This is a genomic window from Massilia consociata, from assembly GCF_042432755.1.
Lineage (GTDB): Bacteria > Pseudomonadota > Gammaproteobacteria > Burkholderiales > Burkholderiaceae_D > Telluria > Telluria consociata.
This window is the reverse complement of sequence record NZ_JBHLWP010000010.1, coordinates 48491-64654: the sequence shown is the minus strand read 5'-3', so window position 1 is coordinate 64654 and position 16164 is coordinate 48491. Positions and strand designations below refer to the sequence as shown.

General features: G+C 67.0%; 21 protein-coding genes. 6 read left to right on the top strand and 15 right to left on the bottom strand.

Features of this window, described 5'->3' with window-relative positions:
• Positions 1–61: 61 nt before the first annotated feature.
• The gene (locus tag ACFFJK_RS10445) at positions 62–469 is read right to left on the bottom strand and encodes a rhodanese-like domain-containing protein (RefSeq protein WP_379679066.1); all 408 of its coding nucleotides are present in this window, start codon (positions 467–469) and stop codon (positions 62–64) included.
• A gap of 91 nt (positions 470–560) precedes the next feature.
• Between ACFFJK_RS10445 and ftrA the strand changes: the two genes are divergently transcribed.
• Positions 561–1523: a transcriptional regulator FtrA gene (gene ftrA, locus ACFFJK_RS10440; protein WP_379679065.1), complete on the top strand. Its 963-nt coding sequence runs from the start codon at positions 561–563 to the stop codon at positions 1521–1523.
• 38 nt (positions 1524–1561) lie between these two features.
• Here the strand turns inward: ftrA and lipA are convergent, their stop codons facing one another.
• From lipA to ACFFJK_RS10405, 7 genes are all read right to left on the bottom strand, one after another.
• Positions 1562–2557, bottom strand: coding sequence for a lipoyl synthase (lipA, locus tag ACFFJK_RS10435; RefSeq protein ID WP_379679064.1), 996 nt, complete (start codon positions 2555–2557; stop codon positions 1562–1564).
• 28 nt (positions 2558–2585) lie between these two features.
• On the bottom strand, positions 2586–3293 hold the full coding sequence (gene lipB, locus ACFFJK_RS10430) for a lipoyl(octanoyl) transferase LipB (RefSeq protein WP_379679063.1): 708 nt from the start codon (positions 3291–3293) through the stop codon (positions 2586–2588).
• 89 nt (positions 3294–3382) lie between these two features.
• Entirely contained in the window at positions 3383–3649 is a 267-nt protein-coding gene (locus ACFFJK_RS10425; protein WP_379679062.1) for a DUF493 family protein, read from the bottom strand.
• 76 nt (positions 3650–3725) lie between these two features.
• Positions 3726–5786, bottom strand: a complete 2061-nt coding sequence (locus ACFFJK_RS10420; RefSeq protein WP_379679061.1) for a DUF6600 domain-containing protein — start codon at positions 5784–5786, stop codon at positions 3726–3728.
• 161 nt (positions 5787–5947) lie between these two features.
• Positions 5948–6598, bottom strand: coding sequence for a LysE family transporter (locus tag ACFFJK_RS10415; RefSeq protein ID WP_379679060.1), 651 nt, complete (start codon positions 6596–6598; stop codon positions 5948–5950).
• 99 nt (positions 6599–6697) lie between these two features.
• Positions 6698–6982, bottom strand: coding sequence for an HU family DNA-binding protein (locus ACFFJK_RS10410; RefSeq protein WP_379679059.1), 285 nt, complete (start codon positions 6980–6982; stop codon positions 6698–6700).
• Positions 6983–7073: 91 nt separating this feature from the next.
• Positions 7074–7295: a BrnA antitoxin family protein gene (locus ACFFJK_RS10405; protein WP_379679058.1), complete on the bottom strand. Its 222-nt coding sequence runs from the start codon at positions 7293–7295 to the stop codon at positions 7074–7076.
• A gap of 198 nt (positions 7296–7493) precedes the next feature.
• Here ACFFJK_RS10405 and ACFFJK_RS10400 point away from each other — a divergent pair, with 198 nt between their 5' ends.
• Positions 7494–8432, top strand: coding sequence for a DUF808 domain-containing protein (locus tag ACFFJK_RS10400; RefSeq protein WP_379679057.1), 939 nt, complete (start codon positions 7494–7496; stop codon positions 8430–8432).
• A 112-nt stretch (positions 8433–8544) separates the two neighbouring features.
• Here the strand turns inward: ACFFJK_RS10400 and ACFFJK_RS10395 are convergent, their stop codons facing one another.
• Both ACFFJK_RS10395 and ACFFJK_RS10390 read right to left on the bottom strand, forming a co-directional pair.
• Positions 8545–9045, bottom strand: coding sequence for a hypothetical protein (locus ACFFJK_RS10395; protein ID WP_379679056.1), 501 nt, complete (start codon positions 9043–9045; stop codon positions 8545–8547).
• A gap of 21 nt (positions 9046–9066) precedes the next feature.
• Positions 9067–9534: a hypothetical protein gene (locus ACFFJK_RS10390; RefSeq protein WP_379679055.1), complete on the bottom strand. Its 468-nt coding sequence runs from the start codon at positions 9532–9534 to the stop codon at positions 9067–9069.
• A 48-nt stretch (positions 9535–9582) separates the two neighbouring features.
• On the opposite strand from ACFFJK_RS10390, the gene ACFFJK_RS10385 reads away from it, so the two are divergent.
• Genes ACFFJK_RS10385 through ACFFJK_RS10375 form a run of 3 tightly spaced genes read left to right on the top strand, consistent with a single transcriptional unit; the run spans position 9583 to position 12391 of the window.
• Positions 9583–10872 carry an SDR family oxidoreductase gene (locus ACFFJK_RS10385; RefSeq protein ID WP_379679054.1) on the top strand — a complete coding sequence of 430 codons (1290 nt, stop codon included), beginning with the start codon at positions 9583–9585 and terminating at the stop codon, positions 10870–10872.
• Positions 10873–11337 carry a DUF2269 family protein gene (locus ACFFJK_RS10380; RefSeq protein WP_379679053.1) on the top strand — a complete coding sequence of 155 codons (465 nt, stop codon included), beginning with the start codon at positions 10873–10875 and terminating at the stop codon, positions 11335–11337.
• Positions 11338–11371: 34 nt separating this feature from the next.
• On the top strand, positions 11372–12391 hold the full coding sequence (locus ACFFJK_RS10375; protein WP_379679052.1) for a zinc-dependent alcohol dehydrogenase family protein: 1020 nt from the start codon (positions 11372–11374) through the stop codon (positions 12389–12391).
• Positions 12392–12405: 14 nt separating this feature from the next.
• Here the strand turns inward: ACFFJK_RS10375 and ACFFJK_RS10370 are convergent, their stop codons facing one another.
• The 5 genes from ACFFJK_RS10370 to ACFFJK_RS10350 all read right to left on the bottom strand — a co-directional run bounded on the left by ACFFJK_RS10370 (position 12406) and on the right by ACFFJK_RS10350 (position 15525).
• Entirely contained in the window at positions 12406–13176 is a 771-nt protein-coding gene (locus ACFFJK_RS10370; RefSeq protein ID WP_379679051.1) for a glutaminyl-peptide cyclotransferase, read from the bottom strand.
• A gap of 116 nt (positions 13177–13292) precedes the next feature.
• Positions 13293–13976, bottom strand: coding sequence for an SOS response-associated peptidase (locus ACFFJK_RS10365; protein WP_379679050.1), 684 nt, complete (start codon positions 13974–13976; stop codon positions 13293–13295).
• A gap of 80 nt (positions 13977–14056) precedes the next feature.
• A complete protein-coding gene (locus ACFFJK_RS10360; protein WP_379679049.1) occupies positions 14057–14536 on the bottom strand; it encodes a DUF6644 family protein in 480 nt (159 codons plus the stop codon).
• Positions 14536–14886 (bottom strand): DUF6152 family protein, encoded by a 351-nt coding sequence (locus tag ACFFJK_RS10355; protein WP_379679048.1) that lies wholly within the window; start codon positions 14884–14886, stop codon positions 14536–14538. Before ACFFJK_RS10355 ends, ACFFJK_RS10360 begins: the two co-directional genes overlap by 1 nt.
• A 60-nt stretch (positions 14887–14946) precedes the next feature.
• Positions 14947–15525 (bottom strand): histidine phosphatase family protein, encoded by a 579-nt coding sequence (locus ACFFJK_RS10350; RefSeq protein ID WP_379679047.1) that lies wholly within the window; start codon positions 15523–15525, stop codon positions 14947–14949.
• A gap of 112 nt (positions 15526–15637) precedes the next feature.
• Here ACFFJK_RS10350 and ACFFJK_RS10345 point away from each other — a divergent pair, with 112 nt between their 5' ends.
• Positions 15638–16126 carry a GNAT family N-acetyltransferase gene (locus tag ACFFJK_RS10345; RefSeq protein WP_379679046.1) on the top strand — a complete coding sequence of 163 codons (489 nt, stop codon included), beginning with the start codon at positions 15638–15640 and terminating at the stop codon, positions 16124–16126.
• The last annotated feature ends 38 nt before the right edge of the window (positions 16127–16164 follow it).

The window sequence follows — 16164 nt, the reverse complement described above, 5'->3', positions numbered from 1 at the left end:
ATATCGCAGCAAGCGTATGCGCACGGCGCCGGTTCTCCTGCGCAAGCCATGCGCGCCTGGATCAGGCGCTGCTGCCGGTGTCCAGCGCAAACCCCTCAGCGAGCCATCCAGTAATTCCACCGATCATCAGCTTGACCGGTCGCCCCAGCCTGGCAAGCCGCTCAGCGCCACGGTGCGCGCCGTTACAGTGGGGCCCGGTGCAGTACACCACGAACAGCGTCTCCATCGGGTAGTCACGCAGTTTGATCTCGACGATTTTCCCATGCGGCAGGTTGAGCGCACCGGGCACGTGACCCTGCGCGTACAGCCCGGGACTGCGGGTGTCGAGCAGGACGAAATCCTGCTCGCCGCCGGCAATGGCGCCATGTACGTCGGCGCAATCGGTCTCGTATTCGAAGGCCGTACCGAAATGGGCCATGGCCTTGTCGCTGGGCGCCGCAGGGATTGAGGAAACCGCTGAACGCATCATGTCTCTCCTTGTGTTGAACGAGTCCCTAGTCTGGCAGCGGCATGGAGGGAAGGGCAGGTGGCCGTACGACAGAAACTGGTAACATCGCGCCATGCCCCACCACGTCGCCATCCTCGCCTACGACGGCCTGTGCACCTTCGAATTCGGCTGCGCGATCGAGCTGTTCGCCCTCGAACGACCGGAGCTGGATGTGCCCTGGTATTCCTATGCCGTCTGCGCTGCCGAACCGGGCCCATTGCGCGCCGCGGGCGGCTTGAAGGTGGAAGCACCGCATGGACTGGGAGCGATCGACGCCGCCGACACCATCGTCATCCCCGGCTGGCGCGACCCTGCGGAACCGCCGTCGCCCGACCTGGTCGATGCCCTGCAGCGGGCATACCGGCGCGGTGCGCGCCTGTGCGCGATCTGCTCGGGCAGTTTCGTGCTCGCGCATGCAGGCCTGTTGAACGGCAGGCAAGCGACCACGCACTGGCGCTACCTGGACCGGCTGGCGCACGCCTTCCCCTTCGTGCAGGTGGAGCAGGGCGTGCTGTATGTCCAGGACGAAAGCATCATTACCTCGGCCGGCTCGGCTGCCGGCCTGGACATGCTGCTGCACCTGGTACGCAGCGATTTCGGTGCAGAAGTCGCCAGCCGGGTGGCCCAGCGGCTCGTCATCCCGGCACACCGCGACGGCGACCAGGCGCAGCTGGTAGCGCGACCGCTGCCTGCGGAAGAAGGCAACGCCATTGCGCGTTTGATGGACTGGGTGCGCGAGAACCTGCGCGCGGACCACACGGTGGAATCGATGGCGGCGCAGGCCCGGATGGGCACACGCACCTTCCAGCGCCGCTTCAAGGACAGGACAGGTCTTGCACCACTGGCCTGGCTGGTGCGCGAACGCGTGCAGCTTACGGCGCGCATCCTGGAGACACGGCCGGGGTTGGCCACCGAGGCCGTTGCCGACCTGGCCGGCCTCGGGTCGCCGGAATCGCTACGGCGCCATTTCCGCAATCACGGTCTACCGCCCCCGGGCCGCTACCGCAAAATGGAAAGGGCCAGCGCCGCCGCGTGAGCGGCTGGCCGGCCCTGCCTGTCGTTCGTCAGGAAAAATCAGGCGGCGACGCCGGCTTCGTGCGCCTGCTGGTCGGCGTGGTACGAGGAGCGCACCATCGCGCCCACGGCCGCGTGCACGAAGCCCATCTCGTAAGCCTTCTCTTCGAACATTTTAAAGGTGTCCGGGTGCACGTAGCGGCGCACCGGCAGGTGCGAGTTCGACGGCGCCAGGTACTGGCCGATGGTCAGCATGTCGATGTCGTGCTCGCGCATGTCGCGCATGACTTCCAGGATCTCCTCGTCGGTCTCGCCCAGGCCCACCATCAGGCCCGACTTGGTGACCGCGTTCGGGTACATCTTCTTGAAGTCGCGCAGCAGCACCAGCGAGTGCTGGTAGTCGGCACCCGGGCGCGCTTCCTTGTACAGGCGCGGCACGGTTTCCAGGTTGTGGTTCATCACGTCCGGCAGGCCATCGGCAAAGATGTTCAGGGCCTTTTCCAGGCGGCCGCGGAAGTCCGGCACCAGCACTTCGATCTTGGTGTTCGGCGACAGGGCGCGGGTCCTGGTGATGCACTCGACGAAGTGGCCGGCGCCGCCGTCACGCAGGTCGTCGCGGTCCACCGAGGTGATCACGACGTAGGACAGGCGCAGGTCGGCGATGGTCTTGGCCAGGTTGGCCGGCTCGTTCACGTCGAGCGGGTCCGGACGGCCGTGACCGACGTCGCAGAACGGGCAACGGCGGGTGCATTTGTCGCCCATGATCATGAAGGTCGCGGTGCCCTTGCCGAAGCATTCGCCGATGTTCGGGCAGCTTGCTTCCTCGCACACCGTCACCAGCTTATTGGCGCGCAGGATGTCCTTGATCTCGTAGAAGCGCGACGAGGCGGTGGCAGCTTTTACACGAATCCAGTCCGGCTTTTTCAGGCGCTCGGTGTCGGCAATGGGGACGATCTTGATCGGGATGCGCGAAGTCTTGCTGGCGCCCTTCTGCTTTTCGGTGGCGTCGTACGTTGCGTTCGAAGCAGGGGCGGTGACGTTGGTATCGGTAGTCATTGGCTCGTGCCCTGGCGGGCTTCCATTTTCAGAGAGTTTGTTCGGTTTCCGGTGCGGCCGGTGCTGGCGCAGCCGCGTCAAGCGTCGTCAGTTGGCGCACGAGTTCCTGCGCCAGCGCCTGCTGGACATCCGCCAGCGGGACTTCCACGCCCATCGTGCGCATGTCGACCGTGGCCAGCCCCGAGTAACCGCAAGGGTTGATCCACGTGAACGGGGCCAGGTCCATCGCCACGTTCAGCGAGACCCCGTGGTAGGTGCAGCCGTTGCCGCGCACCTTGAGGCCGAGGGCGGCGATCTTGGCACCCTTGCGCGGACCGTCCGCCATGTAGATCCCGGGCGCCCCGGCCACGCGTTCGCCCGCAAGATTATACGCCGCCAGTACCTCGATGACCGCCTGTTCGATTTTGGCAACGAACTGGCGGGCATACAGCTTGCCGCCCGGCTTGTTGCGGCGCAGGTCCATCAGCAGGTAGATCACGACCTGGCCGGGACCGTGGTAGGTCACTTCGCCGCCGCGGTCGGTCTGGATCACGGGAATGTCATGCGGGGCTAGCACATGGGCGCGGTCGGCGCCCAGGCCCAGCGTGAACACCGGCGGGTGCTCGACGATCCACAGCTCGTCCTGCGTCTCGGGCGTGCGCGCGTCGGTGAAGGCGCGCATCGCGGCGAAGGTGGGTTCGTAGTCGGCGCGGCCGAGCTCGCGGATGAGCGGCGCGGCGGGACGGTTCGGGAGCATGGGTATAGGGTGGAGTGATGGACAGCACAGGCATTATAAGCCAGCGCGATCGGTCGCGCCCGCCGGCTGCCCCACTTCGCTTGCGACCTTTACAGGACCATCTTGACCATGTGGTGGGAAGACAACGCGCGGTAGACGTTATCGAGCATTTCACGGCTGGTGACGCGCACGGTGACGGTCAGGCCGGTGTAATTGCCCTTGGCCGAAGGACGGGTTTCCACCTTGCCGGCGTGAAAGGTCGGGTCGAATTCGGTCACCACCGCGATGATTGTCGGCGCGAAATCGGCGTGCGTCGCCCCCATCACCTTGATCGGGAAGTCGCTCGGGTATTCGATGAGGGATTCTTTCGGGTCCATGGCTTGTATCCTGTGCAAAGCAGCATTGTAGCCAATCCAATGTGGCGGCGCACTGCCGGAAAAAAAGAGTCGACCATTAGCGTTCCACGTGGTGCACGCCTCGCTCGTCGGTATGCGCGCGTTCCGTCTTGAAGGCCGCCGCGGGCGTCACGGCGCGTGGCGACGGCGGGGCGATGGCTTGTGGCGGCGGAGCAACCGGCCGCGGGGGCGGCGCCATGAGCGGCGCCGCCTGCATGGCCGGCTGGGGCATCGCCACCACCGGTTGCGGACGTTCGCGGCGGCCCTCGAAACGATCGCCGCGGTCGCCACGCTGCCAGCGGTCGGCGCGTTCGCTGCCGTCACCGTCCCGGTCGCGTCCTGCGCGCTGCCACGGCTGCATGGGCGCCGGCGGCGCGGTCGTGATGGCGCCCGGCTGGAACGGCACCTGGGCTGCCGGCTGCGCCGGCGCGACCTGCAGCGTCGGCTGCGGCATCGTCACCACCGGTTGCGGGCGTTCACGGCGGCCCTCGAAACGATCGCCACGGTCGCCGCGGTCGCCACGCTGCCAGCGGTCGGCACGCTCTCCGTCCCGGTCACGTTCCGCCCGCTGCCACGGCTGCACCTGCGACGGCGGCGCGGTCGTGATGACGCCCGGCTGGAACGGCACCTGGCCCGGCGTCGCCGGATGGGTCGTCAGGACCGGCGGACGCTGGCCGCGGTCGCCCCGGTCCCGGCCGCGGCGGTCGTTGTCGACCAGGTTCGGGATGCCATCGCCGTCGCGGTCGCGGTCGAAACGGTTCGGAATGCTGTCGCCATCGCGGTCGCGGCGCCCGACGCGCTCGCGCCAGCCCTGCGGCGGCGGCGGTGCGGCGCCCGGCGTGGCCGGCACGGCCAGCGACGGCGTACCGGCGCGCGGCACGTTCGGCACCACCACCGTCCCGCGCTGGCCGAAGTGGGCGTGCGGGACCACGGTCAGGCCTTCGCGGCGGTAGTCCGGCCTGCCGTCGCGGTCACGGTCGCGGCGGCCGTCGTGGCGACGGTCGCGCTGGTCCTTGTTGCGCCAGCCCCAGGCGTTCAGGCGGCGCAGGCGTTCGTCCGACAGCCGGTAGTGCGGCACGAAATGGTCGTGCGGGCCGAGCGGATACCATCCGGTCGCGGGCCGCGCGCCGTGCAGGTTGAACGAGACATTCCAGCCGCTGCCGCCGACCCAACCCACCAGCGCCGGCGCCCAGACCGGGCGGCGGCCGTGGTGCTCGATGCGGCCGGGCGCCCAGGCCCAGCGGTTCCGGTGGTGCACCCAGCGGCCGTAGTGGAAGGGCGCATAGCCCCACGGCGCATTGTCGACCCAGGTCCAGCCCCACGGGGCGATCCAGGTCCAGCGGCCGTCGCGGTAGGGCACCCAGCTCGATGCCACCGAGGGAATCCACAGTGGGCCGTACTCGACGTCGTCCTGCCAGGTGCCGTGGCGGTCCAGTTCCTCGTAGCCGGTCATCTCGGTGCCGACGTAGCGCGCCGAGCGCGACCCGTCGAGCAGGCGGTCGCGCTCGAGGGCCCAGTCGTCGAAGGCATCGCGTTGCGCCTGCAGCGTGCGCACGTCCTCGTCGCGCAGCTCGGCGCTGCGGCCGGCGCGGATCGTCAGGCTGGCGCCGCCGCCATCGACCTGCGCTTCGCCCTCGAACACGCTCACCACGCTGGTATCGCGCACGCGCTCGGCGTCCACTCGCAGCCGGCCCGGCCTCGTCATGCGCACGCGGCCCTGCGGCGTGGCCAGTTCGAATTCGGGCAGCACGTCTTCGCTCAGGATGCGGATGCTGGCGCTGCCGTAGTGCAGGCGCAGGCGCAGGCTGTCGTCGTCGAGTTCGGCCACTTCGAGCGAGCTGTCGCCGTCGACACGGATGGCAGTCGATCCGACGCGCAGCTCGGTGCGCCCGTTCGCTTCGGTGGTGATGAGGTTGCGCGTGGTGACCGGCCAGTTGACCAAGGCATCCTGGACGGTGTCGCCCACGTCCCCGCTGATGCTGACCTTGCCCTGGGCGAGCGCAACGCGGCCGACCCTGCCCGGCGGTTCCGTGTCCAGGGACGTGTCCTGCGCCGGCGCGACAGTGGATAGCGCCGCGAGCGCGAGCATCACGGCAGTCTTGGCGAATCGCTTGTTCATGGTGGCTCCGGCGTGGACGAAATGTGTGGACGCAATGTGGACGAAGAGCGGCTACCTGATTACAACGCACGAAGGCATGCAAAGACTACGCAACTTACAGAAAGTTGCAACTGCTGTGTAACGGACATAGGAACCAGCCAGCAGCGCCAGCGGCGGCGATCTCAGGCGCGGCGGCCCGGCTCGACCAGGAACAGCAGGGCGCCCATGACGACGAGCACGGCGCCGAACAGGCGGTTCTGGATCCTGACGGCGCGCGCATTGCGGAAGAAGCGCTGCATCGAGGAGGCCAGCGCGGCATAGCCATGCATGACGATCGAGTCGATCGTCACCATGGTCACGCCGAGGATGGCCAGCTGCGGCAGCAGCGGCGCGTCCTTCGCGATGAACTGCGGCAGCACCGCGACCATGAAGATGATGCCCTTCGGGTTGGTGGCGTTGGTGAGGAAGCCGGTCATCACGCGCTTGCCGAAGCTCGGGTGGGCGGGCAGGCCGGCGGTACTCACGGCGCCGGCTTCGGCTGCCACCTCCACCCTGGCGCGCCATTGGGCGATGCCGAGGTAGATCAGGTACAGCGCGCCGATGACCTTGACCACGGTGAAGGCCAGCGAGGAAGCCAGCAGCAGCGAACCGACGCCCGCGCCAGCGATGACCAGCACCAGGATCAGGCCGAACTGCAGCCCGAGCACGGTCGCGCTGGCTTTCTTCAGGCCATAGGCCAGGCCGTGCGACATGGACAGTACGGCGCCGGAACCGGGCGAAATGGCGATCAGCGAACCGGCAATGACGAAGGCGATCCAGGTAGCGAAGCTCATGCTGCTGCGGGGAGAATAGGGTGGAAGCGAGGGAAGGGGGAATCGGGCCGGCGCGCGCGTCCGGAGCAACCGGAGCGCGGCGCAAGGCCGGGGTACTGCTTACTTCTTCTTCGGGTTGACGACGGCCTTCAGGGTCGCACCGGCAGCGAAGCGCGGGGTCTTCGATGCTGCGATCTTGATGACTTCGCCGGTTGCCGGGTTGCGGCCCTTGCGTGCGGCGCGCTTGGTCACCGAGAAGGTGCCGAAACCGGTGATACCGACGGTGTCACCCTTTTTCAGGCGCTCGGTGATGATGTCGAGGATCGTGTTCACGGCGGTGTTGGCGGCGGCGCCGGACATATCGGTGCGCTTCGCGAATTCCGCGATCAGTTCGCCTTTTTTCATTAAATCCCTCCGGGGTTAAAAGAGCGGGAAGATTAGCACAAATATTGCTATGTGTAATCACGGCCCCCGGAGGCGAATCGCAGCGTAAACCTCAGGCCAGGCTGCCCTCGGTGGCCGGCGCCGCCAGGCGGTTGCGCAGGGCGGCGTTGATCAGGGTCTGGTAACCGGTGCCGCAGCGCTCGGACAGGCTGCGGAATTCGTCCAGCACTTCGTCGTCCAGGTAGATCGTGATGCGGGTCTTGCGTTTCGGCGGCCGTGCGCGGCGCGCGGGTGCCGCAACCTGTGCTGCTGGCAGGATCGATTCGGTATTCATGGCATCTCCTTCGGTGGCGAGGCTGCAGTACCGCAGCCAACAGCGTGCACTATACGTACGTGCCGGAGCGCAGATGCGCCAAAAGCGACGAGATGCAGATTTGCGCGACTGGAATGCAAAAAGCCGCGCTGAACCGTGTGACCGGCTTCCCGCGCTCAGGTAAGATGATGCAAACATGACATGATTGGAGTATGCATAATGGCTGCAGGCAGTTTGCTGGCATTACTGGACGATATTGCGAGCGTCCTCGACGACGTGGCGGTGATGAGCAAGGTGGCGGCCAAGAAGACCGCCGGCGTGCTCGGTGACGACCTGGCGCTCAATGCCCAGCAGGTCACCGGCGTGAAAGCCGAACGCGAACTGCCGGTGGTCTGGGCGGTAGCGAAAGGCTCGTTCAAGAACAAGACGATCCTGGTGCCGGCGGCGCTGGCGATCTCGGCCTTCGTTCCCTGGCTGATCACCCCGCTCCTGGTGATCGGCGGCGCCTTCCTCTGCTACGAAGGCTTCGAGAAGCTGGCGCACAAGTACCTGCACAGCAAGGAAGAAGTCGAGCAGCACAAGGCCGAGCTCACCCAGGCCCTGGTCGACCCGGCCGTGGACCTGCTTGCAGTGGAAAAGGACAAGATCAAGGGCGCCATCCGCACCGACTTCATCCTGTCGGCGGAAATCATCGTGATCGCCCTGGGCACCGTGGAAAACGCGCCGTTCAGCCAGCAGGTCATGGTGCTGGTCACCATCGCGCTGGCCATGACGGTCGGGGTTTATGGCCTGGTGGCCGCCATCGTCAAGATGGACGATGCCGGGCTGTCGCTGAGCCAGAAAGCAAGCGGCCTGGCGCGCGCCACCGGCAGGCTGCTGCTGGCCACCGCGCCGAGGTTGATGAAATTCCTGTCGATCGTCGGCACCGCCGCCATGTTCATGGTCGGCGGCGGCATCATCGCCCATGCCTGGGCGCCGCTGCACCACTTCTCGGAAAGCGCAGCAGGCATGACGGCGGGCGTGCCGGGCGTGGGCGGCGTGCTGGCGGCAATCACCCCGACGCTCGTGGACGCGATCGCCGGCGTGATCGTCGGCGCCATCGTGCTGGCGGTCGTGACCGTCGTGCAGCGTATGCGCGGCAAGAAGGCGACGCATTAATTAATCCGTAGGGTGGACGGCTTGGCCGTCCGCGCGTTCAATCGCCGCCAGATCAGCCGGCGCGGCAATCCAATCGCTCACGATCACGGCGCGGCCGGCATAGCCGGCCACCCTACGCCGCGCGCCGCAGGCGCACGGCAGCCAGGCTATCCCGCACCGCCCATCCCAGTGCCCCCAGCGCCATCGCAGTCAAGACCCAGCTCGCCCAGCCGTGGTCGACCGGCGCCAGCCTGGTCGGCAAGTCGTGCCAGCCCAGCAGCGCCTGCCCACCCAGGGTAAACAGCACCCCCAGGTTCATGAACAGGAACAGGTGCAGCAGCCGCTCGCTGGCCGGCAACGCACGCACGTCGCCTTCGACCACGACGTCGCGCGCCGAGATCGCGGTCTCGGCAGCGAACAAGGCCACGATCCACCACGCGAAAGCGCCGTGCCACTCGAACCAGGCGAGCGAGGCGAACAGCGCGGCGAACACGAATTCGCGCGCGCTGTGCAGCCCCTCTTCGCCCGCGCAACCCGGCCGCGAAGGCAGTTTCGCCAGCCATTCGTGATTCACGAACACGTCCAGGGCGCCGATGATCCCGTGCGCAATCAGCGCATACACATAGGGCGGCACGTTTTTCCCTTCTGCTCTAGACTACCTGCGACGGATTAGCGCGGCGCCCGCTGCCAGTCCCAATGCGAAACCGGCGTACACGACCGCCAGCGACGGCTTGGACAGGTGTTTTTCGTAGCCGGGGTGGAAACGCTTGGGCGTGAGCTTGTAGTCGGCAAAGCAGGCAAAGGCCGCGGTCGCTGCCGAAGCGGTCAGGTAGCCCACCGGCGTCTTGCGGTCGAGATACTTGCCCATGAAGCGCTCGAACAGCACCGACCAGAAGGTGGCGCTGGCGTGGTGGATCAGGTAGCCCGGCACGGTGTAGCGCATCGAGGGGCCCGAATGACGGGCTGCCTTGTCGCCGTAGATCCAGTGGCTGATGGCATTGGTCGGTGCGTAGGCGCTGCCAACTTCTTTCTTGCCCAGGGCTGCGAGCGCTACCGTCGACAACAGGCTGGAAGCGGTGCCGGAGACGAGGCCGCGCTGTAGTGCCGTATTCCAGTTTTCCATAGGATCCTCTTCGGTTGGTGAGTCATACATGAGTGAAAGGAAGCATGGATGCGGATTTTGCTGACAGGCGCCAGCGGTTTCATCGGGCAACACCTGCTGCAGGCGCTGCTGGCCGAAGGCCACCACGTCGTGTGCGCGGTGCGCAAGGCCCGGACCAGTAACGATCCTCGCCTGAGCTACATCCATGCCGATTTTGCCAACGATACCGAACAATCCGTCTGGCTGGCGCGCCTTTCCGGCATCGACGTGGTGATCAACACGGTCGGCATTTTCCGCGAGTCGGGCAGCCAGACCTTCGAGCGCCTGCATACGCAGGCGCCGCGCGCCCTGTTCGCGGCCTGCGCCGAATCGCACGAGGTGCAAATGGTGGTCCAGCTCTCGGCGCTGGGGGCCGACCGCGATGCCGACACCCGCTACCACCTGTCGAAGAAGGCAGCCGACGACTTCCTGGCGTCGCTGCCGGTGCGCGCCTACATCGTGCAGCCTTCGCTCGTGTATGGCAGCGAGGGCGCCAGCGCGCGCGCGTTCCGCACGCTGGCCAGCATGCCGCTGACGGTGCGCTTCGGCAGCGCGCCGCAGCTGGTGCAGCCGATCCACGTCGACGACCTGGTGGCGGCGATCGTCGGCCTGCTCAAGCACCGCTTGCCCTTGATGCCGGGCGAAGGGACCGCGCTGCGCGTGCCGCTCGTGGGGCCGCAGGCGATGCCGTTCACGGACTACCTGCAAGCGCTGCGCACGGCGATGGGCATGGGACGCCAGCGCGTGCTGCCGCTGCCCGGGCTGCTGGCCCGGATGGCGGCCAAGGCCGGGCGCCTGCTGCCGGGCGGCCTGCTCGACGAGGACGCGCTGCGCATGCTGGACCGGGGCAATGCCGCCGACGTGGCGATGACCACGCAGCTGATCGGCCATCCGCCGCGGCCCGTGTCCGACTTCATCGGGCAGCCCGGCGCCGAGCGCACCCGCGCCAAGCTGGGCTGGCTGCTGCCGGTGCTGCGCTACAGCATCGCCGCCGTGTGGATCATCACCGCGATCGTCTCGTATGGCCTGTACCCGGTACAGGCGAGCTACGAGCTGCTGGCGCGCACCGGCATCCCGGAGAGCCTGCAGCCGCTCATGCTGTACGGCGCCGCGACCTTCGACCTGGTCCTTGGCCTGGGCATCCTGCTGCTGGCGCGGCGCCGCTGGCTGTGGCTGGCCCAGCTCGGCCTGATCGGCTTCTACACGGTGGTGATCGCAATCAAGCTGCCGGAATTCCTGCTGCACCCCTACGGTCCGCTGACCAAGAACCTGCCCATGCTCGCCGCCATCTGGCTGCTCTACGAACTGGAGGAAGATTGAATGGAATACGTCGTCGTCAAATGGCTGCACATCCTGTCGTCGACCTTGTTGTTCGGCACCGGCATCGGCTCGGCCTGGTACATGCTGTTCGCGAACTTGAGCAAGGATGTGCGCGCGATCGCGGTGGTGGCGAAAAACGTGGTCATCGCCGACTGGCTGTTCACCGCGACCACCGCCATCCTGCAGCCGGCCACGGGCTTCTACCTGATCCACCTGGCTGGCTATCCGATGCACAGCAAGTGGATCATGTGGTCGATCGCCCTGTACGTGCTGGCCGGCGCCTGCTGGCTGCCGGTGGTGTGGCTGCAGATCCGCATGCGCGACATCGCCCAGCAGGCGGCGCGCAACGGCACCGAACTCACGCCGCAATACTGGCGCTACTTCAAGATCTGGGTCGCGCTCGGCGTGCCGGCATTCATCGCCTTCGTGGCGATCTTCTGGCTGATGGTGGCCAAGCCGATGTGACCATTTACACGAACTCTCAACGAAGGAGAAACCCATGCGGGCTTACCAGATTCTTCCCGGCGCGAACATCGACGCCCTGCAGTGCATCGACTACCCGGACCGCGAACTCGCCCCGTTCGAGGTGCGCATCCGCGTGCACGCCGTCTCGCTCAACTACCGCGACCTGATGGTCGCCAGCGGCAACTACCTCGTCACCGTGGACGACCCGATCATCCCGTGCTCGGACGGCGCCGGCGAAGTGCTGGCCGTGGGGCCGGGCGTGACACGGGTGCAGGTGGGCGACCGCGTAGCCGGTTCGTTCTTCCCGCACTGGATCGACGGCATGACCTCGGCCGACAAGATCCGCCACGCGCTCGGCGGCGACATCGACGGCATGCTGGCCGAAGAGGTCGTGCTGCACGAGGAGGCGCTGGCGAAGATCCCGGCGTCCCTGAGCTTCGTGGAAGCATCGACCATGCCCTGCGCCGGCGTCACCGCGTGGAACGCGATTTTCGTGTCCAGCAACCAGGTCAAGCCGGGCGACACCGTGCTGCTGCTCGGGACCGGCGGCGTCTCGGTGCTCGGCATGCAGATCGCCAAGGCGGCTGGCCTGCGCACCATCATCACCTCGTCCAGCGACGACAAGCTGCAGCGCGCCCGCGACCTGGGCGCGCATCACACGATCAACTACCAGACGGTGCCCGAATGGCACGAGGAAGTGCTGGCCCTCACCCAGGGCAGGGGCGCGAACGTGGTGCTGGAAGTGGGCGGCAAGGGGACCGTGAACCGCTCGGTGTCGGCGGCGTCGATGGGCGGGACGATCGCCATCATCGGCGGCGTCAGCGGCTTCGGCGGCGAGGTGAACCCGGCCTCGCTGCTGGCCAGCGCCAAGCGCATGGTCGGCATCTTCGTCGGCAGCCGCGGCATGCTGGAAGACGTGATGCGCTTTGCCGAGGTGACGGGCCTGAAACCGGTGATCGACCGCGTGTTCCCGTTCGGCCAGGCGCAGGAAGCCTACCGCTACATGGAATCGGGTTCGCACTTCGGCAAGGTGGTCATCGACGTGACCAAATAGGAAGCGCGGCGCGCCTAGCGCTTGCGCGGCACCAGCTCGATCTCGAACACCTTCGGCCACAGCTTGCCGGTGACGAACAGGCGCCGGCGCTTGCTGTCCCAGGCGATGCCGTTCAACACGGCGTCCGGGTCGGCGGTGCCGCGTTGCGCCGGCGGCAGCAGGCCCTGCAAGTCGATCACGCCCTTGACCTTGCCGTCTTGCGGGTCGATGCGGACGATGACGTCGGTGCCCCAGACATTGGCGAACAGTTCGCCGTCGACCATCTCGAGTTCGTTCAGCTGCGGGACCGGCCTGCCTTCATGGGTGACCTGGACCCGTCGTACTTCCTTGTAGGTCTTGGGATCGAGGATGCGGATGAAGGCGCTGCCGTCGCTCATGTAAAGCTGCCTGGCGTCGCTCGCCAGGCCCCAGCCTTCGCCCTTGTAGGTGAACTTCTGCTTCAGTTTGAAAGTCTTCATGTCGAACACGTAGCCCACCTGCGAGGTCCAGGTGAGGGCCACGATGTCGTTCCCGACCGGGGTCGAGCCTTCGCCGAAGACCTCGGGCGGCAGGTCCGCCTTTTGCACCACCCGGCCGCTGCCGAGGTCCACCTTGCGCAGCGTCGACTCGCCGTTGCGGCCCGTGGTCTCGTACAGGTGACCATCGCGGAAGAACAGCCCCTGCGTAAAGGCCTTCGGGTCGTGCGGGTAGGTATTCTTGACCACGAAACCGTAGACCGGCACGGCCGCCTGGGCGGCGCCGGCAAAGGAGAAGGCAAGGACGAGGGGTGCAAAGGATTTCAGCATGATGCCGAAACTCTAGCACGATCCGTAGGGTGGGCAGGTTTCCTGCCCACCCGTCCAAATCACGGTGTCGCAGCCCGTACGTCTGTTCGCATCGCAGCGATTCCCGTCCACCTCTACTAGAACAGCGACAGGTTCGGCGACGGCTCCTGCTTCTTCGCCACCGTCTGCGGCGCCGCCCATGCTTTCATCCGTTCGGCCGGATAGTGCCTGAGAAAACTGCGCGCCACGTCCATGTCGCGGCAAGCCACCCAGTCGGCCACCTCCTCGTGCGGCAGGATCACCAATGAACGCTTTTCGTCGTCCGGCTTGTGCATGCGCCGCATCAGGGGGTGCGTGTCGGCGTTGATGGTGATCTGGGTGAACGCGGTCTGGATTGCACCATCGGCTTCCGTCCACTCGCGCCACAGGCCGGCGACAAAGAAGGGGCGGTCATCCATCATGCCGATCGCGTGGCGCACCGCGCGGCCGCTTTCGTAGCAGGGCTCATAGAACCAGGTCATCGGCACCGCGCACAGCTGCAGGCGGCGCCAGGCGGGCGCGAACGAGCGCCGCTCGCCGATCGACTCGGCGCGCGCATTCATGGTATCGAACACCTTGACGCCGGGCGGGATGTGCCGGCGCGGCACCATCCCATAGCTGGCCAGGCACACGTCCATGCCGCCGTCGCGGCCGGCGCGCACGATGGGGGCCGGATAATCCTTCCAGACTTCGTCCGGCCAGCGCCAGTCGGCGGGCAGCTCGCTGAAGGCGCCGAGCGTGCCGAATTGTTCACGGGTGGGGGTGTGGTAGTTGACGCACATGTTCGGACCGGTACGGATGGAAAAGGGACACCCCAGCATAGTGCGGCCTGCAGCCCCTGGCAACAAGGGCTGGATGTGCCTCAAAAATAGGCCAGCATGCGGCCGCAGGCAATCACGGCGATCCACAGGCCGAGCGAGAGCAGCGCATGCAGCCTGGCCAGCGCCGGTGCCTGCTGCGACCAGGCGGCGGCCGAGCGGTAGGGCCCGGCATGGAAGGCCAGCGCATTCAGGCCGGCCGCCAGGATCAGGCCGAGCTTGAGCAGGAATACCCGGTTGGCCAGCAGCGACTGCGGGTCGGCGATGAACAGCAGCAGCCCGGTCGGCACCACCAGCAGCATGCTGCCGGCCGACCACGGCAGCAGGTGGCGCGCCAGCGCCTGGACCGGCAGCTGGCGTCCGAAGCCGAGCACGCGCAGGTCGAACATCGCCACCGCACCCACCAGCACGGCGAAGCCGACGATGTGGACGGTCTCCACGACCGGGTACAGCCAGGCACCTTCGCGCAGCGCCTGCGCGAGCGGCAAGGACGCGGCCCATTCTGCCGCGTCGCGTACCTGCATCAGCGCAGCTCCGTGGTCTTGTCCTTGATCGTGATGCGTTCGGCGCGCAGCTCATCGTTCTTGCTGCGGTGTGGATAACCAAGCACGGTGGCTTGGCCGCCGACCGCGAGGTTTTCCTTCGGCAGGCCGCGGTTCTCCATGCGACCGGGCGGCGCCAGAACCACCAGCCAGGTCTTGTCGGTGGTCTTGAGCCGGATGTAGCCATGCGGCTGCATGTAGCCGGACTCCTCGATGGTGCCGGTCAGGTTGACGGGCTTGTCGGCGTCGTATTCGCTCCAGCCGTGGTGGGCGAAAGCGGTGGTGGCCACCAGGGCGGCCAGTACCGGGGCGAGCAAGAACGAGCGTTTCATGGGCACACTCCTTAGTGAAAACAACACAATCGATTGTACGTCGGGCCGGCAGCAGGCGGGTCAGTTTGGGCCGCCATGCGCGCGCAGGCGGCCCACCACTTCCAGCCCGGCATCGGTGCGGCGCGTCACCACGATCCCGCCCTGGTCCACGTATTCGTTCACCAGGGCCCGGATGTTGACGTCGTGCGTGACCAGCACGAGGTTATCCTGGCCGTTCCAGGCCGCGATGCGCGCCTGCGCCGCACGCCGCTTGGCTTTGGCCGCCGTGTCGCTGTCCCTGAACAGGGAATCGAGCGCCGGTTCTTCCTCGACCCGGCCAAAGGCGAGGCGGGCGGTGTCGACGCAGCGGCACCAGCGGCTCGACCATACCGGACCGATCGGAATACTGTGCTCGCGCAAGGCCGCGCCGATGGCGCGGGCGTCGCGCCTGCCCGCATCGGACAGGTTGCGCTGGGTGCTGCACACGCCGAGCTTGAAATGGGGCGGGTCGCCGATACCGGGATGGGTCGCGGCATGCCGGATCAGCAGCACGTATCCCCCCGCGCGCAGCCGTTCCCACAAGGCATCCTCCTGCTCGGCCGCGACAAGACCGCCGCTTGCGCAGGTGGCAATGACTGCCAGAAAGCGTCGTCGAAGCATGGCACCCGTCTCCAGGAATCGGTGTCCGATTATCCCGCCCCGTGCGTCGGATGAGCGCACGGCTGCCGGTTTTGCTAAGCTGGCAAGCAGCACCCGACCATCTGCCACCACCATGCCGAACCAGCGACGGGCCGAGCCGGCCGACCTTGCCGCATTATGGGACTTGCGCACGCGCGCCGTGCGCACGACCTGCGCTTCGCATTACGCGAAAGACATCATCGATGCCTGGTGCGCCGCCCCGCCGCCGGAAAAACTCCCCGGGCTGCTCGCAGCAGGCGGTGCCCTGGTGGCCGAAGAGGACGGGCGGATGCTCGGCTTTGCGATCCTGAAGCTGGATGCGGGCAAGGACGAGGGCGAGGTCGATGCCGTGTTCGTCGATCCATCGCACCAGGGGCGCGGCATCGCCATGCGGCTCTTGTCTGCGCTGGAAGCGATGGCGGTGGAGCAGGGCATGCGCCGCCTGTTCCTGTCGGCCTCGCTCAACGCGGTGCCGTTCTACCAGCGCGCGGGCTTCGTTGCCGTGCGCAAGGAGATGTACCCGCACCGCAGCGGCATCGGGCTGGAGTCGGTCTTCATGGAGAAGATGCTGGCAGGGGCCTGAGGTGCCCCGCACCGCCAGGCCCGGCGCACACGACAGGC

Bases quoted from the DNA above. Each gene is read 5' to 3' on its own strand.
- ACFFJK_RS10415 (WP_379679060.1), bottom strand. From the start codon at position 6,598: ATGAGCTTCGCTACCTGGATCGCCTTCGTCATTGCCGGTTCGCTGATC.
- ACFFJK_RS10350 (WP_379679047.1), bottom strand. From the start codon at position 15,525: ATGCTTCGACGACGCTTTCTGGCAGTCATTGCCACCTGCGCAAGCGGC.
- ACFFJK_RS10360 (WP_379679049.1), bottom strand. From the start codon at position 14,536: ATGCAGGTACGCGACGCGGCAGAATGGGCCGCGTCCTTGCCGCTCGCG.
- ACFFJK_RS10400 (WP_379679057.1), top strand. From the start codon at position 7,494: ATGGCTGCAGGCAGTTTGCTGGCATTACTGGACGATATTGCGAGCGTC.
- ACFFJK_RS10390 (WP_379679055.1), bottom strand. From the start codon at position 9,534: ATGGAAAACTGGAATACGGCACTACAGCGCGGCCTCGTCTCCGGCACC.
- lipB (WP_379679063.1), bottom strand. From the start codon at position 3,293: ATGCTCCCGAACCGTCCCGCCGCGCCGCTCATCCGCGAGCTCGGCCGC.
- ACFFJK_RS10385 (WP_379679054.1), top strand. From the start codon at position 9,583: ATGCGGATTTTGCTGACAGGCGCCAGCGGTTTCATCGGGCAACACCTG.
- ACFFJK_RS10370 (WP_379679051.1), bottom strand. From the start codon at position 13,176: ATGCTGAAATCCTTTGCACCCCTCGTCCTTGCCTTCTCCTTTGCCGGC.
- ACFFJK_RS10420 (WP_379679061.1), bottom strand. From the start codon at position 5,786: ATGAACAAGCGATTCGCCAAGACTGCCGTGATGCTCGCGCTCGCGGCG.
- ACFFJK_RS10345 (WP_379679046.1), top strand. From the start codon at position 15,638: ATGCCGAACCAGCGACGGGCCGAGCCGGCCGACCTTGCCGCATTATGG.
- ACFFJK_RS10445 (WP_379679066.1), bottom strand. From the start codon at position 469: ATGATGCGTTCAGCGGTTTCCTCAATCCCTGCGGCGCCCAGCGACAAG.
- ACFFJK_RS10425 (WP_379679062.1), bottom strand. From the start codon at position 3,649: ATGGACCCGAAAGAATCCCTCATCGAATACCCGAGCGACTTCCCGATC.
- ACFFJK_RS10380 (WP_379679053.1), top strand. From the start codon at position 10,873: ATGGAATACGTCGTCGTCAAATGGCTGCACATCCTGTCGTCGACCTTG.
- ACFFJK_RS10355 (WP_379679048.1), bottom strand. From the start codon at position 14,886: ATGAAACGCTCGTTCTTGCTCGCCCCGGTACTGGCCGCCCTGGTGGCC.
- ACFFJK_RS10405 (WP_379679058.1), bottom strand. From the start codon at position 7,295: ATGAATACCGAATCGATCCTGCCAGCAGCACAGGTTGCGGCACCCGCG.
- ftrA (WP_379679065.1), top strand. From the start codon at position 561: ATGCCCCACCACGTCGCCATCCTCGCCTACGACGGCCTGTGCACCTTC.
- ACFFJK_RS10365 (WP_379679050.1), bottom strand. From the start codon at position 13,976: ATGTGCGTCAACTACCACACCCCCACCCGTGAACAATTCGGCACGCTC.
- ACFFJK_RS10410 (WP_379679059.1), bottom strand. From the start codon at position 6,982: ATGAAAAAAGGCGAACTGATCGCGGAATTCGCGAAGCGCACCGATATG.
- ACFFJK_RS10375 (WP_379679052.1), top strand. From the start codon at position 11,372: ATGCGGGCTTACCAGATTCTTCCCGGCGCGAACATCGACGCCCTGCAG.
- lipA (WP_379679064.1), bottom strand. From the start codon at position 2,557: ATGACTACCGATACCAACGTCACCGCCCCTGCTTCGAACGCAACGTAC.